12 protein-coding genes, 2 tRNA genes and 1 pseudogene are annotated in these 13,484 nt (G+C 65.1%); 11 read left to right on the forward strand and 4 right to left on the reverse strand.

Translation table 11 applies throughout. The features are described from left to right. Positions 1 to 11: 11 nt before the first annotated feature. A complete protein-coding gene (locus tag AB0L63_RS17200; protein ID WP_364501247.1) occupies positions 12 to 827 on the forward strand; it encodes a DNA-formamidopyrimidine glycosylase family protein in 816 nt (271 codons plus the stop codon). Between the two features lie 106 nt (positions 828 to 933). On the opposite strand, the gene AB0L63_RS17205 is transcribed toward AB0L63_RS17200, so the two are convergent. Continuing rightward, positions 934 to 1,887 (reverse strand): GGDEF domain-containing protein, encoded by a 954-nt coding sequence (locus AB0L63_RS17205; protein ID WP_364501250.1) that lies wholly within the window; start codon positions 1,885 to 1,887, stop codon positions 934 to 936. Between the two features lie 525 nt (positions 1,888 to 2,412). On the opposite strand from AB0L63_RS17205, the gene AB0L63_RS17210 reads away from it, so the two are divergent. Beyond that, positions 2,413 to 2,486, forward strand: a tRNA-Gly gene (locus AB0L63_RS17210). A gap of 44 nt (positions 2,487 to 2,530) precedes the next feature. After that, positions 2,531 to 2,604, forward strand: a tRNA-Pro gene (locus tag AB0L63_RS17215). 277 nt (positions 2,605 to 2,881) lie between these two features. Here the strand turns inward: AB0L63_RS17215 and AB0L63_RS17220 are convergent. Next, positions 2,882 to 3,094, reverse strand: a pseudogene (locus tag AB0L63_RS17220) (hypothetical protein); the annotation flags it as partial. A 22-nt stretch (positions 3,095 to 3,116) separates the two neighbouring features. After that, the gene (locus AB0L63_RS17225) at positions 3,117 to 5,585 is read right to left on the reverse strand and encodes a phosphoketolase family protein (protein ID WP_364501253.1); all 2,469 of its coding nucleotides are present in this window, start codon (positions 5,583 to 5,585) and stop codon (positions 3,117 to 3,119) included. Between the two features lie 277 nt (positions 5,586 to 5,862). Here AB0L63_RS17225 and AB0L63_RS17230 point away from each other — a divergent pair, with 277 nt between their 5' ends. From AB0L63_RS17230 to AB0L63_RS17255, 6 genes are all read left to right on the forward strand, one after another. Continuing rightward, positions 5,863 to 6,444: an FKBP-type peptidyl-prolyl cis-trans isomerase gene (locus AB0L63_RS17230; protein WP_364501256.1), complete on the forward strand. Its 582-nt coding sequence runs from the start codon at positions 5,863 to 5,865 to the stop codon at positions 6,442 to 6,444. Positions 6,445 to 6,596: 152 nt separating this feature from the next. Continuing rightward, on the forward strand, positions 6,597 to 7,970 hold the full coding sequence (gene tig / locus AB0L63_RS17235) for a trigger factor (protein WP_364501259.1): 1,374 nt from the start codon (positions 6,597 to 6,599) through the stop codon (positions 7,968 to 7,970). 277 nt (positions 7,971 to 8,247) lie between these two features. After that, on the forward strand, positions 8,248 to 8,832 hold the full coding sequence (locus AB0L63_RS17240) for an ATP-dependent Clp protease proteolytic subunit (RefSeq protein WP_364501861.1): 585 nt from the start codon (positions 8,248 to 8,250) through the stop codon (positions 8,830 to 8,832). A 45-nt stretch (positions 8,833 to 8,877) separates the two neighbouring features. Beyond that, complete coding sequence (locus tag AB0L63_RS17245) at positions 8,878 to 9,546, forward strand: ATP-dependent Clp protease proteolytic subunit (RefSeq protein ID WP_364501262.1); 669 nt, start codon at positions 8,878 to 8,880, stop codon at positions 9,544 to 9,546. A gap of 426 nt (positions 9,547 to 9,972) precedes the next feature. Then, complete coding sequence (gene clpX, locus AB0L63_RS17250) at positions 9,973 to 11,253, forward strand: ATP-dependent Clp protease ATP-binding subunit ClpX (RefSeq protein WP_364501265.1); 1,281 nt, start codon at positions 9,973 to 9,975, stop codon at positions 11,251 to 11,253. Between the two features lie 24 nt (positions 11,254 to 11,277). Beyond that, on the forward strand, positions 11,278 to 11,610 hold the full coding sequence (locus AB0L63_RS17255) for a hypothetical protein (protein WP_364501268.1): 333 nt from the start codon (positions 11,278 to 11,280) through the stop codon (positions 11,608 to 11,610). A gap of 176 nt (positions 11,611 to 11,786) precedes the next feature. On the opposite strand, the gene AB0L63_RS17260 is transcribed toward AB0L63_RS17255, so the two are convergent. After that, the gene (locus AB0L63_RS17260; protein WP_364501272.1) at positions 11,787 to 12,164 is read right to left on the reverse strand and encodes a nuclear transport factor 2 family protein; all 378 of its coding nucleotides are present in this window, start codon (positions 12,162 to 12,164) and stop codon (positions 11,787 to 11,789) included. A gap of 521 nt (positions 12,165 to 12,685) precedes the next feature. Between AB0L63_RS17260 and mihF the strand changes: the two genes are divergently transcribed. Together mihF and AB0L63_RS17270 are read left to right on the forward strand one after the other, a co-directional pair. Further along, on the forward strand, positions 12,686 to 13,000 hold the full coding sequence (gene mihF, locus AB0L63_RS17265) for an integration host factor, actinobacterial type (protein WP_364501275.1): 315 nt from the start codon (positions 12,686 to 12,688) through the stop codon (positions 12,998 to 13,000). Positions 13,001 to 13,052: 52 nt separating this feature from the next. Then, positions 13,053 to 13,463, forward strand: coding sequence for an NUDIX domain-containing protein (locus tag AB0L63_RS17270; RefSeq protein ID WP_364501278.1), 411 nt, complete (start codon positions 13,053 to 13,055; stop codon positions 13,461 to 13,463). Positions 13,464 to 13,484: the final 21 nt, after the last annotated feature.

Below are 13,484 nucleotides of genomic sequence, written 5' to 3' on the forward strand. Positions count from 1 at the left end.
CTCGACCTGCGATGCCTGAGGGCCATACGCTGCATCGGCTCGCGCGGCTGCATCAACGACGCTTTGCCGGGGGAGTGGTGCGCGTCTCCAGTCCACAGGGCAAGTTCACCTCCGGTGCCGCGCGAGTCGATGGACAGGTGCTGACGCGCGCGGAGGCGTGGGGCAAACACCTACTGCACCACTACGAGTCGGGTCTGGTTGTCCACGTGCACCTCGGGCTGTACGGGGTGTTCACCGAGGTGCCGCTGCCGATGGGGGAGCCGGTCGGACAGGTGCGGATGCGAGTCGTCGGCGACGCGTCGGCCGATGATCGCCTGTACGGCACCGATTTACGCGGCCCGACCGCGTGCGAGGTGTACACCCGCGCCGAGGTAACGGCGCTGACCGAGCGACTCGGCCCGGATCCGCTGCGGCGTGGCGCCGATCCCGAACGGGCTTGGCGGCGAATCCACCGCTCGCGCAGACCGATCGGCGCCCTGCTGATGGATCAGCAGGTGCTCGCCGGTGTCGGCAATGTGTATCGCGCGGAACTGTTATTCCGGCACGGCATTTCGCCACAGCGACCGGGTACGATGCTGACCGCCGACGAATGGCACGCGATGTGGACCGATCTGGTCGCGCTGATGCGGGTGGGCGTACGGGTCGGCAAGATGGTCGTCGTCCGGCCCGAACACGACCACGGCGAACCGTCCTACGCGGCCGACCGCCCACGCACCTACGTCTACCGCCGCCCCGGCGCGCCCTGCCGCCTCTGTGGCACACCCGTCGCGCACAGCGTGCTGGAGGGGCGAAACCTCTTCTGGTGCTCCACCTGTCAGGCCAGCTGAACCTGCCGCGTGCGGCGATCGATGTCAGCGCTGGCCGGTCGGCTGGCCGGACCGACCAGTTGGTCGCCCACACCGACGCGGTGTGCGGAGACCGGCCGATGCCAGATCAGCCTGCGACGGCCTTGATTTCGGGTTTATCGGAGTCGGCGAGGGCGAAGCGGCGCCCGCCCGCGGTCTTCGCCGAATACATCGCGCGATCGGCGCGGCGCAACAGATCGGTGAAATCGCAGGAGTCGCCCGGTGCACAGTAGGCGGTGCCGACACTGGCCGAGACCGGCACCGGACCAGCCGTCGACCACACCGGATCCCGCAGCGCGGCCACGATGCGCTGCGCGATTTCGCCGAGGGTGTTGTCCAGCGGGTTGGTGGCGAGCACGAATTCGTCACCGCCATAGCGGCAGATGATCGTATCCGGCGGGCAGATCTCGCGCAGCCTGCGGGCCAGTTCGACGAGCACCTCGTCGCCGACGGCGTGTCCGTAGTTGTCGTTGATCTGCTTGAACCGGTCCAGGTCGATCAGCAGCAGGCCGACGCCGCGGTTCGGGTCGGCCGTCATCAGCCGCACCTTGTCCTGTAGCAGCGTCCGGTTCGCCAGATCGGTGAGCGCGTCATGGGTGGCCTCGTGCCGCAGCCGATGCTGTAGCGCGGCGATCTCTTGCACCCGCAACGACACCGCGGCCGAAATGTGCTGCTCCTGCTGGGCCAGCGCCCGCTCCTGCAGTGCCTGGGCATAGCTGTCGATGGCCTGACTGGCGACCAGCGGCCAGCGCGTGGCGACCAGCGACCCGGGCGTCCCCGCCGGGAAGCTGAGCAGCCAGCGGGTGGCCTGGGCCAGCATTCTGGTCCGTTCGAACGGCGCCTCGACCAGTCGCGCCCCCAATGTCCGCGCCTCGGGCACCGGAAAGGGCTCGGACCTGGCCAACAACAGCAGCCGCTCGATGATCTCGACCAGTACCGGCTGCAACTGTTGTGGTGACGCGTGTGATCCCGGTTCCGCGCAGACCGCACACGCCCACGCGCCTGCCATCCGCGCCACCGGTGGCTCGATCTCCGCAGACATCGCACTCACCCGCCACGGGTGATGTCGGTACCTGGGTGCCCTGTTCCCACGCAGGTGCCGGCGCCACCCCGATCGTTCCCACTGCTACGCGGTTGGGTCCACCTCGCTCGGTGCACGCTCACCGCCCCCTTTCCAGATACCCCCCGTCCGGCAAAAAGGATCCTAGCAAGCCACTCGGCACTGAAAAACGCCGTTTTATAACGAGTTATCGGTACCTCGCGAATGGCGATCGGGTATGACATCGCTGCCGCACCGCCGGCGTTACACATCAATTCTGTTCGCCGGGAAGTCGCGGACCGACACGCCGACAGCACGCCGAAAAGGGGCGGTTTCCGGCTCGAGCGGCGACTCGACGCGATCGTTGATAGTAATGGGCTACCGTTGGCGCCCGGGGTTGTGGCCGCGTCTCCACGGCAACGGCCCTGTTGACCGGTTCGACGGGGGCTGATTGGCGTTTCCGACTCCCGATTCGGTACAGTCGGTTCGCACGCGACATCGTGGCGATCCCATAGATGTCGTATGCCTGCGGGTGTAGTTCAATGGTAGAACCTCAGCCTTCCAAGCTGATGGTGCGGGTTCGATTCCCGTCACCCGCTCCACGCAGGATTCATCCTCGTCGGCGCCGTCTTCCGCCGCGAGGCCACGGGGTGTAGCGCAGCTTGGTAGCGCATCCGCTTTGGGAGCGGAGGGTCGCAGGTTCAAATCCTGTCACCCCGACAGAGTTGGCGGGTCGGAGGCCATTTTCGAGCCTCGCCGACCGGCCGGGAATCGACTGCGCGACACGGTTTCGTGCGTCGGCTTGTGCGGGTTCAGCACCTCGGTGCAGTTCTGGTAGGCAACACGTAGGGCTACACCAGAGTCGACAGTCCTCGATTGTTGGCGCGTGCGCCGCGTCCCTTGACAACCGCTGGAACGGCGACGGTGTGTTTCGACTCGATGGCAAAAAACCGAATGCCCCAGCACTTCTCGCGATGTTCGAGCAGATCATCGGATCCATTTCCAGTAGCAGCGCCGCCGTACAGCGCGCCGCAGTGGCCTTCGGATACGCTACATGCGCGGTGCCGTAGGACTGCTCGAACGCCTGCACCCGGTCCGGGTTCTTGTGCAGCAAGAAGACCAGATCGGTCGCGGGCCAGCCGCGCCCTCCAGCGGTGCGCGGGTGATCGTCAACAGCATCTTGCGATCGTCGCCGAGCTGCACACCGCAGGCGAGGAAGTTTCGCGGCACTATCAGAGACTGAGGCTCGGCCAGGTCCAGTTCGCTACCGCCGGAATGTCTTCGCCGTATTCGCGAGTCCACGCGCGGGCATGCCAGCGGGCATCGACCATCTCCTGCCGCAGCCCCGCCGCCTTCTCCCGCAAGGTCGCAACCCGGTCGATCACATCCATTACCAAGTGGTACCGGTCCAGATCATTGAGCATCACCATGTCGAAAGGTGTTGTCGTGGTGCCCTTTTCCATGTATCCACGCACGTGCAGCTCGCTGTGGTTGGTGCGCCGGTAGGTGAGTCGGTGGATCAGCCACGGGTAGCCGTGGAATGCGAAGATCACCGGACGGTCCCGGGTGAACAGCGTGTCGAATTCGCTGTCGGACAGGCCATGGGGATGTTGGTCGGATGGCTGCAGTCGCATCAGGTCGACCACATTCACCACCCGCAGCCGCAACTGGGGCAGCCGCGCACGCAGAATCGCCGCCGCCGCGAGTGTTTCCAATGTCGGCACGTCGCCGGCGCAGGCGAGCACGACATCGGGCGTGGTGCCCGGATCGTCGTTCTGCCCAGCCCACTCCCAGATCCCGGCACCGCGTGCGCAGTGCACCGCGGCATCGGAAACCGAAAGCCAGTCCGGCTGCAGCTGTTTCCCGGCAACCACCACATTGACGTAGTGCCGGGAACGCAGGCAGTGATCGTAGGTCGACAGCAGCGTATTCGCGTCCGGCGGCAGATACACCCGCACGATCGATGGCTTCTTGTTCAGCACCACATCGAGGAATCCGGGATCCTGGTGGGTGAAGCCATTGTGGTCCTGTCGCCAAACATGTGATGACAGTAGGTAATTCAGGCTTGCGATGGGGCGCCGCCACGGTACCGCCGCACTCGCGTCCAGCCATTTGGCGTGCTGGTTGAACATCGCATCGATGATGTGGATGAATGCCTCGTAGCAGGTGAACACGCCGTGCCTGCCGGTCAGCAGGTAGCCCTCGAGCAGGCCCTGGCACATATGCTCGGACAGCACCTCGATCACTCGTCCGCTGCGGTCGAGATCCACATCGAATTCACCGATCTCGGCCTGCCAATCACGTCCGGTGACCTGCAGAATGTCCTGCAGCCGATTGCTGACCAATTCGTCGGGTGCGAAGGTCAGGAAGTTGTCCGGATTGCGCGTGGTGACATCGCGCAGCCAGGCGCCGAGCACCCGGGTCGCCTCGTGCTGGGTCGCACCCGGTTTGCGGACCTCGATGCCGTAGGAACGCCAATCGGGCAACCGCAGATCTTGAACGAGCATGCCCCCGTTGGCGATCGGATTCGCGCTCAGCCGCCGATCGCCAGCGGGCACCAGGTCGAGCAGCGTCGCCACCGGCCGGCCCGACTCATCGAAGAGCTGTTCCGGCCGATAGGACCGCAACCACTGTTCGAGCACCGCCCGGTGCACGTCATCGGTACGCGCGGCCGACAACGGCACCTGATGCGCTCGGAAGGTGCCCTCGACCGGATCGCCGTCGACCACTGGCGGGCAGGTCCACCCCTTCGGTGTGCGCAGCACGATCATCGGCCAGCTCGGGCGCGCCCCGTCGGTCCCAGCGTGTGCGCGCCGCTGGATCTCCGCGATGCGATCCAGGGCGGTGTCCACGGCAATCGCCATCTCCTGGTGCACGATCGCGGGGTCGCTACCCGCGACGACTATCGGCTCGTAGCCGTATCCGCGTAGCAGCGTGAGCAATTCGGATTCCGGAATGCGCGCCAGGATGGTCGGGTTGGCGATCTTGTACTGATTCAACGCGAGAATCGGCAGCACCGCACCGTCGCGCACCGGGTTGAGGAATTTATTGGCGTGCCAGCTGGTGGCCAGTGGCCCGGTCTCCGCCTCACCGTCGCCGACCACGCAGAACACCGTCAGATCCGGATTGTCCAGCGCCGCGCCGAACGCATGCAGCAGCGAATAGCCGAGTTCACCGCCCTCGTGGAATGAACCCGGCGTCTCCGGCGCACAGTGACTCGGCACTCCGCCCGGGAAGGAGAATTGTGCGAACAGCGCGCCCATCCCGGTCTCGTCCTGTGGCACATGGCTGTACAGCTCGGAGTACGTCCCCTCCAGCCACGCGCAGGCATTCGGTCCCGGCCCGCCGTGTCCGGGCCCGGCCACGAAGACCGCGTTCAGATCGCGCTGGCGGATCGCCCGATTCGCGTGCACCCAAACCAGATTCAGGCCGGGCACGGTGCCGAAATGCCCGAGCAGCCGTGGCTTGATGTGTTCGGCCCGCAGCGGTTCGCGCAGCAGCGGATTGCTCATCAGATAGATCTGGCCTACCGCCAGATAGTTCGCGGCCCGCCACCACGCATCGAGCCCTTCCAGTTCTGCGGGATCGAGCGGGCCCGGCGCCTGCGCGAGCCGATACGGCCGCGGTGCGACGGTCGCACCACCACTGCTTTCGACATTGTCGGCCGAGGTATCGCCCTCGGCGCCGGCCATCTGCGTCATGCGTCGACCCTCCTCACACTCGGGCTTCGGAAGCAGCACCTCGAGGGAACCGCCTGTCACCGGGTCCTGCACGGTTGCCGGCGTCGATCGATAACGCCGGATGGAGAATTCACCGTCAGCCTACCCAGGCCGTGCCACGCCGAAATCGGTTCTCACGATCCCGCGCCGGTGGCGGCTCCGTCTGGTGCCGGATGTCATGTGATCCGGTGCCGTGTGTCGCCGCATTGCCGACGGGCGGCTCGGTCGAGGCGAGTCGCGGTGCATTATGGTCCGCCGCATGCAAACACTGCGCAGGATCATCGGAATCGGCACCATCGCCGCGGCGACATTCGCGCTGGCCGCCTGTGGCTCGGACGACCACAAGGGCTCGGCCGCCACCACGTCGTCGGCCGCCGCTGCGGCATCGGCGCAGCCCACTTTCGGCCAGCTGCCCGCGCAGAACACCGGCGCCGAATGCACCGCCGACGACATCGTGGTGGTCGGCGGCTTCGGTGCGACGCCGAAGATCACCATCCCGGACACCTGCACCCCGCCGACCCAGCTGGTCGTCAAGGATCTGGTCCCCGGCAGCGGGCCCGGCGCGGTCGCTGGTCAGCCGCTCACCATGAACTACACGCTGATCACCTGGTCGGATAAGAAGAAGCTGGACAGCTCGTTCGACCGCGGCAAGCCCTTCCAGCTGACCCTCGGTGCCGGACAGGTCATTCCGGGTTGGGAGCAGGGGTTGGTCGGCGTGCAGGCTGGTGCGCGGCGGCTGCTGATCATTCCGCCGAACCTCGGTTACGGCGAGGGCGGCAATGGCATCAAGCCCAACGAAACGCTGGTCTTCGTCACCGACGCGGTCGCCGTCGGCAAGTAAACGCGGCGCCGGGTCGTCGGCGGTGGTGCTGCCTGCAGCCCGCCGCGACGAGTCAACTAACCTGGTCGAGATACGCACGTTGAGCCGTGCGGCGTTTTTGCTCGTGACTACCCCAGCAAGTCGACCAGAACCAACGAACAAGGAGCATGTCCGTGAAGAGCACCGTCGAGCAGCTGAGCCCGACCCGGGTCCGGATCAACGTCGAGGTGCCTTTCGAAGAGCTGAAGCCGGACTTCGACAAGGCCTACAAGGCGCTGGCCAACCAGGTTCGCATCCCCGGCTTCCGTCCGGGCAAGGCCCCGGCCAAGCTCATCGAGGCCCGCCTGGGTCGCGGCGCGATCCTCGAGCAGGTCGTCAACGATGCGTTGCCCGGCCGCTACAGCGAGGCCGTCACCACCTCCGAGGTCAAGGTCATCGGCCAGCCCGAGATCGAGATCACCAAGATCGAGGACGGCCAGGAACTGGCGTTCACGGCCGAGGTCGACGTGCGTCCGGAGATCACCCTGCCCGCCTACGATGGCATCGAGGTGACCGTCGACTCGTTCACCATCGGTGACGAGGACATCGAGGAGCAGCTGCAGTCGCTGCGCCAGCGCTTCGGCACCCTGACCGGTGTCGAGCGTCCGGTCCAGAACGCCGACTTCGTCTCCATCGACCTGTCGGCCACCGTCGACGGCGAGGACGTGCCCGAGGCGGCCACCACCGGCCTGTCGCACGAGGTCGGCTCCGGCCAGCTGATCGAGGGTCTGGACGAGGCGCTCATCGGCCTGTCGGTCGACGAGTCCAAGGAGTTCACCTCGACCCTGGTCGCCGGTGAGCACGCGGGCAAGGAGGCGGTCATCACCGTCGCGGTGCGCTCGGTCAAGGAGCGCGAGCTGCCCGCGGCCGATGACGACTTCGCCCAGCTGGCCAGCGAATTCGACACCCTCGACGAGCTGAAGGAAGACCTGCGCAACCGGGTCGAGCGGGTCAAGAAGGTCGAGCAGGCCGGTCAGATCCGCGACAAGGTGCTCGAGACCCTGCTGGAGCAGGTCGAGGTGCCGCTGCCCGAGGCCGTCGTGCAGGCAGAGATCGATGCCGTGCTGCACGATGCCGTGCACGGCTTCGACCACGACGAGGCCAAGCTGGCCGAGGCGCTCGAGGCCGAGGGCTCCAGTCGCGAGGAGTTCGACAAGGACACCAAGGAGTCCGCCGAGAAGTCGGTGAAGACCCAGCTGCTGCTGGACGCCATCGCCGAGGCGGACAACACCCAGGTCGGCCAGGAGGAGCTGACCGAGCGGATCCTGTTCCAGGCGCAGCGCTACGGCCTCTCGCCCGAGCAGTTCATCCAGCAGGTGCAGCAGGCGGGCCAGCTCGGCGCGGTCTTCGCGGATGTGCGTCGCGGTAAGGCGCTGGCCGGTGTGGTCGGCAAGGTGAAGGTCACCGACTCCGACGGCAACGCCGTGGACACCGCCGAAATGTTCGGTGCCCCTGAGGGTTCCGAGCCGGAGGGCGCCGAAGAGACCGCCGCAGCGAGCGCCGAATAATTCCATGGAAGAACAGCGTGATCGAATGCCGTGTGGTTGGGTGATTGCGCCGTGAGCGAGCGTAGCGAGTGAACCGAAAACACAGTGCGCGCTCGCGCGCAGCGCAATCGAGCGTCAGCGAGATTGCGCTGTGAGCGAAGACGGGCGGTACCGGGAGTTCGGTGCCGCCCGGCTTCGTTAATGTTTGTGATAGCGAACCAGTGATGGCTGTGTAGCAATCAGAGCCGGTGAGAAGAGAAGGCAGGTATCCGTGACAATGAACAAGGCAGGGGTCGTCATGAGCTCCCCCACTGCTGGTCTCAACCTCAGTGATTCGGTATACGAGCGCCTGCTGCGTTCGCGCATCATCTTCCTCGGCACCCAGGTCGACGACGATATCGCCAACAAGGTGTGCGCGCAGATCCTGCTGCTGTCGGCGGAGGATCCGACCAAGGACATCGAGCTCTACATCAACTCGCCCGGTGGTTCGGTCACCGCGGGTATGGCCATCTACGACACGATGCAGTTCTCCGAGTGCGATATCGCCACCTACGGCATGGGCCTGGCCGCCTCGATGGGCCAGTTCCTGCTCACCGCAGGCACCAAGGGCAAGCGGTACGCCCTGCCGCATGCGCGCATCATGATGCACCAGCCGTCGGCGGGTATCGGTGGTTCCGCGGCCGATATCGCGATCATGGCCGAACAGTTCGCACACACCAAGCGGGAGCTGAACGAGCTGCAGGCGCTGCACACCGGTAGGTCCATCGAGCAGGTGACCGCCGACGCCGACCGCGACCGCTGGTTCACGGCGACGGCGGCCAAGGAGTACGGCTTCATCGACCACGTGATCAGCCACGCGGCCCAGGCGAACGGCGCGAAGTAAGCCCGCGCCGCAGATCGCTCACCCACCCAGACTTTGGAGACGAAGATGGCCAATCAGTTCGACCCGCGCGCCGGCCTCGGCGGCACCGCCCCGGCGAGCCCGCAGTCGCGCTACATCCTGCCCTCGTTCATCGAGCACTCGAGCTTCGGTGTCAAGGAGTCCAACCCGTACAACAAGCTGTTCGAGGAGCGCATCATCTTCCTCGGCGTGCAGGTCGACGACGCCTCGGCGAACGACATCATGGCGCAGCTGCTGGTGCTGGAGTCGCTCGACCCCGATCGCGACATCACCATGTACATCAACTCGCCCGGTGGTTCGTTCACCTCGCTGATGGCGATCTACGACACCATGCAGTACGTGCGTGCCGATGTGGCCACCGTCTGCCTGGGTCAGGCCGCTTCCGCCGCCGCCGTGCTGCTCGCCGCCGGTACTCCCGGCAAGCGCGCCTGCCTGCCCAACGCCCGCGTGCTGATTCACCAGCCGTCGCTGGAGGGTGGCATCCAGGGGCAGGTTTCGGACCTGGAGATCCAGGCCGCGGAGATCGAGCGCATGCGTCGCCTGATGGAGACCACGCTGGCGCGCCACACCGGTAAGGATGCGGACACCGTCCGCAAGGACACCGACCGCGACAAGATCCTGACGGCCGAGGAGGCCAAGGAGTACGGGATCATCGATACCGTCTTCGATTACCGCAAGCTCAGCGCCCAGAAGTAGGGCGGCCGCGCTGGACGCGGCGCTGATCGCTCGTAAGTTGCTCTATGTCAGGAAAATCCGGCCGGGACATATGCCGCTCGGCATGTGGCCCGGCCGGACTGCTCGAGGGAATCCGATCGGCCGGAAGGGTGCCGGGCGGAAGGATTTCCGAGGCGGGCGGCCAGGCGTGTCGGATGGCCGTCGATCGGGGTCGACGTGTTTGAAGTGGTAAGAACTCGGACAACCCCTTGCGAGAAACATGCTCGAGTTGTCGACCTCCGTCGCGCACACCGGGTACGGTCAAGCTAGGGACCTTAGCTCCCGGTTGACGGCAGTGCTCGAACCGTCGGAATCGCTCGAGGTGTTGGTGGTTACACCCGAGGGTGGCGGATTGCTGGCAACCTGGATAGACGGTTGCACGCGGACAAGGAAGTAGGGACCCACGAGATGGCGCGCATCGGAGACGGCGGCGATCTGCTGAAATGCTCGTTCTGCGGAAAGAGTCAGAAGCAGGTCAAGAAGCTCATTGCGGGACCAGGGGTGTACATCTGCGACGAGTGCATCGATCTATGCAACGAGATCATCGAGGAAGAGCTGGCCGAGTCCAGCGAGGTCAAACTCGATGAGCTGCCGAAACCTGCCGAGATCCGGGACTTCCTGGAGAACTATGTGATCGGGCAGGACACCGCCAAGCGCACCCTCGCGGTCGCCGTCTACAACCACTACAAGCGCATCCAGGCGGGCGACAAGGGCCGCGACAGCCGCGGCGAGAGCGTCGAATTGGCGAAGTCCAATATCCTCATGCTCGGTCCCACCGGCTGCGGCAAGACCTACCTGGCGCAGACGCTGGCCAAAATGCTCAATGTCCCGTTCGCCATCGCCGACGCGACGGCGCTGACCGAGGCCGGATACGTCGGTGAGGATGTCGAGAACATCCTGCTGAAGCTGATCCAGGCCGCGGACTACGACGTCAAGCGTGCCGAAACCGGAATCATCTACATCGATGAGGTCGACAAGATCGCCCGCAAGAGCGAGAATCCGTCGATCACCCGTGATGTCTCCGGTGAGGGTGTGCAGCAGGCGCTGCTGAAGATCCTGGAGGGTACCCAGGCGAGTGTGCCGCCGCAGGGTGGGCGTAAGCATCCGCACCAGGAATTCATCCAGATCGACACCACCAACGTGCTTTTCATCGTCGCGGGTGCGTTCGCGGGGCTGGAGAAGATCATCTCCGATCGCACTGGTCACCGCGGCATCGGCTTCGGCGCCGAGGTGCGTTCCAAGGCCGATATCGATACCGATGACCACTTCGCCGAGGTGATGCCCGAGGATCTGATCAAATTCGGTCTGATCCCGGAATTCATCGGCCGTCTCCCGGTCGTCGCCTCGGTGACGAACCTGGACAAGGATTCGTTGGTCAAGATCCTCTCCGAGCCGAAGAACGCACTGGTGAAGCAGTACGTACGGCTGTTCGAGATGGACGGCGTCGACCTGGAATTCACCGAGGACGCGCTGGAGGCGATCGCCGATCAGGCGATCCTGCGCGGCACCGGTGCCCGTGGTCTGCGCGCCATCATGGAGGAGGTCCTGCAGCTGGCGATGTTCGACATCCCCAGCCGCGACGACGTCGCCAAGGTGGTCGTGAACGCCGACACCGTCAACGACAATGTGCTGCCGACCATCGTGCCCCGCAAGGCGCAGCGCGCCGAGCGCCGGGAGAAGTCGGCGTAATCATCAGGCAAACGGGTCAGACGAATGCAACCGCAACCTGCGTTGTTTCCGGCTGGCCCGGGCACGCTGCTGGATGCCGCCGCGATTCTCAACGGCACCGTCGATATGCGCACGTACCAGCGCAAGTATCTAGTGGTTTATGCTGCGACCTCCGGGGGATTCACAACGCCCGCAGAACTGGCGCACCCCGATCACCAGGGGATTCTGGCGCTGGTGACGACCTGTGTCGAGTGGCTGGATGAGCATTTCGGGTGGGAGCTGGTGAATGTCTTCACACGGGAGGTGAACGTCTTCACACGGCAGATCGGAGGTTGGCACTGCTGTTACGCGATGCTGCGGCGATCTCGCTCGGAGTAGCCCGGTGGGTATCGGGCCGCCGCTTTGGGTGCATGCCGTGGTCATCGACATCATCCCGGAGCCTCGCCGCGGTCGCGCGGGCCACACCGCTCGCGGCGGCTCGCACGAGCGCCTGGTAGTCGAAAACGCGGTTGCGGCAGTCGAATTCGGCTACCGCGCCTGCGGTCTGTGTGCAGTCAGGGCGCTTCGTTGCGCATATCGTCCTGGCCCCAGTAGGCGCGCATGGCGATGATCTTGCCCTCGTCGTCGAAGTCCATCACATCGATGGGCGAGAGGATCAAACGCTGATCGCCGAACTTGGTCACGAGGGTGAACATGAAGGCGGCGTGGTTGCCCGCGATACGAATCGAATCCGCGTGCAGCTCCGTTTCCCGATCGAGGTTCCCGAGCACCTCGTAGAACTCGCGAATCGCGTCATGGCCGCGCTTGGGTTCGGTGCCCATCGGATCCTGCACCACCGCATCGGGTGCGTAGAGGTCGACGATCGCCTCGGTCGGGCCGGAACCGACCAACTTGACGTACTGCTCGATCACATCGCGGATCTTGGCTGCCATGGAAACCTCTCCCGAATTGAAACGTGTTCTAGTTCGGAGCGTAGCGGTGTCCGGTGATCAGGTGGTATGGAATTCCATTGGGCGGGGCAGACGTACCGGCGCAGAATGCCCCTCGGTTATCTTGTTGGGCGCTAGTGGTGTGGGATACGGTGACGGTCGGATTCCGCATCGCTGAGGTTGCCGATCGACTCGGAATCGCCATTGACTCCTGGTTCGCCGTTGAACCTGCGGTCACGCACTTGTGGGTCCTGCTTAGGGTGTCGTCATTCCCTCGCCATGTGTTATCGCCGCCACCGCCTCTTTTTAGTGCGTGGCAGGTTGATGATTGGATTCCTTTTGTCCTTTTCGCTGGTCCGCATGAGTCTGTCGTCCGGTGGAATGGGAGGCGGTCAGAAAACTTGTCGCTATTTCCCGCTGGTCGAACCCGGTGTGTCGAGCTAGTGTGGTGGTCGTCGTGCTGTTTACTCGGTCCGGTCAACCAGATGTTCGATGTTCGAGTGACGAGTGAAAGCGGAGGAGACATGGCACTGCCTACCATGACCGCGGAACAGCGCACTGAGGCGTTGGCCAAGGCGGCTGCGGTCCGCAAGGCGCGCTCCGAACTGATCGGCAAGGTGAAGGCCGGCCAGGTATCGGTCGCCGACCTGTTGAAGAAGGCGGACAGCGACGACTTGGTCAAGAAGACCAAGGTCGCTGCCGTGATCAAGGCGCTGCCCGGTGTCGGACCGGTCAAGGCCGCCAAGCTGATGGATCAGGCGGAAATTCCCGAGGACCGCCGCATCGGTGGACTCGGCGCCCGCCAGCGGGCGGCGTTGCTCGAAGCGCTGAAGGACTGACACGTCGTCCGTAGCGATTGCTTGCAGGTCGCTCGAAGGGGTCAGTCGGACCATGATCGCGGAACGAATGCTCACGTCGGTGGCGTGGCTGTGCGTCGAGAACGGCCGCTTGCTCGCGGTTCGGACCGAGGGACGCGACGCCTTCTATCTGCCGGGCGGCAAGCCCGAACCCGGAGAAACCTTGGCGGGGGCGCTCGTGCGGGAGGTTCGCGAGGAAGTTGGCGTCGAATTGGAGGCGCACCGGATAACGCCCGTGGTAACCATCACGGCCCCCGCCCACGGGCGTCCCGGAACGTTGGTCGAGATGCACTGCTTCCACGCACCTGGTCACGGCACGCCGGCTCCGGCGGCGGAGATCGCCGAAATGGCGTGGCTCGGGCCGGACGACGGACACCTGTGTGCGCCGGCCGTGGTCCGAGCCCTCCATCATTTGACCGAGGTCGGCGGTTGGCACGCGTCCTGAACGCGCCCACTTCGCACGGAA

Origin of the sequence: Nocardia sp. NPDC051990 (genome assembly GCF_040680755.1) — a bacterium.
In the GTDB taxonomy this organism is placed as follows: Bacteria; Actinomycetota; Actinomycetes; order Mycobacteriales; family Mycobacteriaceae; genus Nocardia.

Bases quoted from the DNA above. Each gene is read 5' to 3' on its own strand.
- AB0L63_RS17270 (WP_364501278.1), top strand. From the start codon at position 13,053: ATGATCGCGGAACGAATGCTCACGTCGGTGGCGTGGCTGTGCGTCGAG.
- AB0L63_RS17225 (WP_364501253.1), bottom strand. From the start codon at position 5,585: ATGACGCAGATGGCCGGCGCCGAGGGCGATACCTCGGCCGACAATGTC.
- AB0L63_RS17230 (WP_364501256.1), top strand. From the start codon at position 5,863: ATGCAAACACTGCGCAGGATCATCGGAATCGGCACCATCGCCGCGGCG.
- AB0L63_RS17260 (WP_364501272.1), bottom strand. From the start codon at position 12,164: ATGGCAGCCAAGATCCGCGATGTGATCGAGCAGTACGTCAAGTTGGTC.
- AB0L63_RS17205 (WP_364501250.1), bottom strand. From the start codon at position 1,887: ATGTCTGCGGAGATCGAGCCACCGGTGGCGCGGATGGCAGGCGCGTGG.
- AB0L63_RS17255 (WP_364501268.1), top strand. From the start codon at position 11,278: ATGCAACCGCAACCTGCGTTGTTTCCGGCTGGCCCGGGCACGCTGCTG.
- clpX (WP_364501265.1), top strand. From the start codon at position 9,973: ATGGCGCGCATCGGAGACGGCGGCGATCTGCTGAAATGCTCGTTCTGC.
- AB0L63_RS17240 (WP_364501861.1), top strand. From the start codon at position 8,248: ATGAGCTCCCCCACTGCTGGTCTCAACCTCAGTGATTCGGTATACGAG.
- AB0L63_RS17200 (WP_364501247.1), top strand. From the start codon at position 12: ATGCCTGAGGGCCATACGCTGCATCGGCTCGCGCGGCTGCATCAACGA.
- AB0L63_RS17245 (WP_364501262.1), top strand. From the start codon at position 8,878: ATGGCCAATCAGTTCGACCCGCGCGCCGGCCTCGGCGGCACCGCCCCG.
- mihF (WP_364501275.1), top strand. From the start codon at position 12,686: ATGGCACTGCCTACCATGACCGCGGAACAGCGCACTGAGGCGTTGGCC.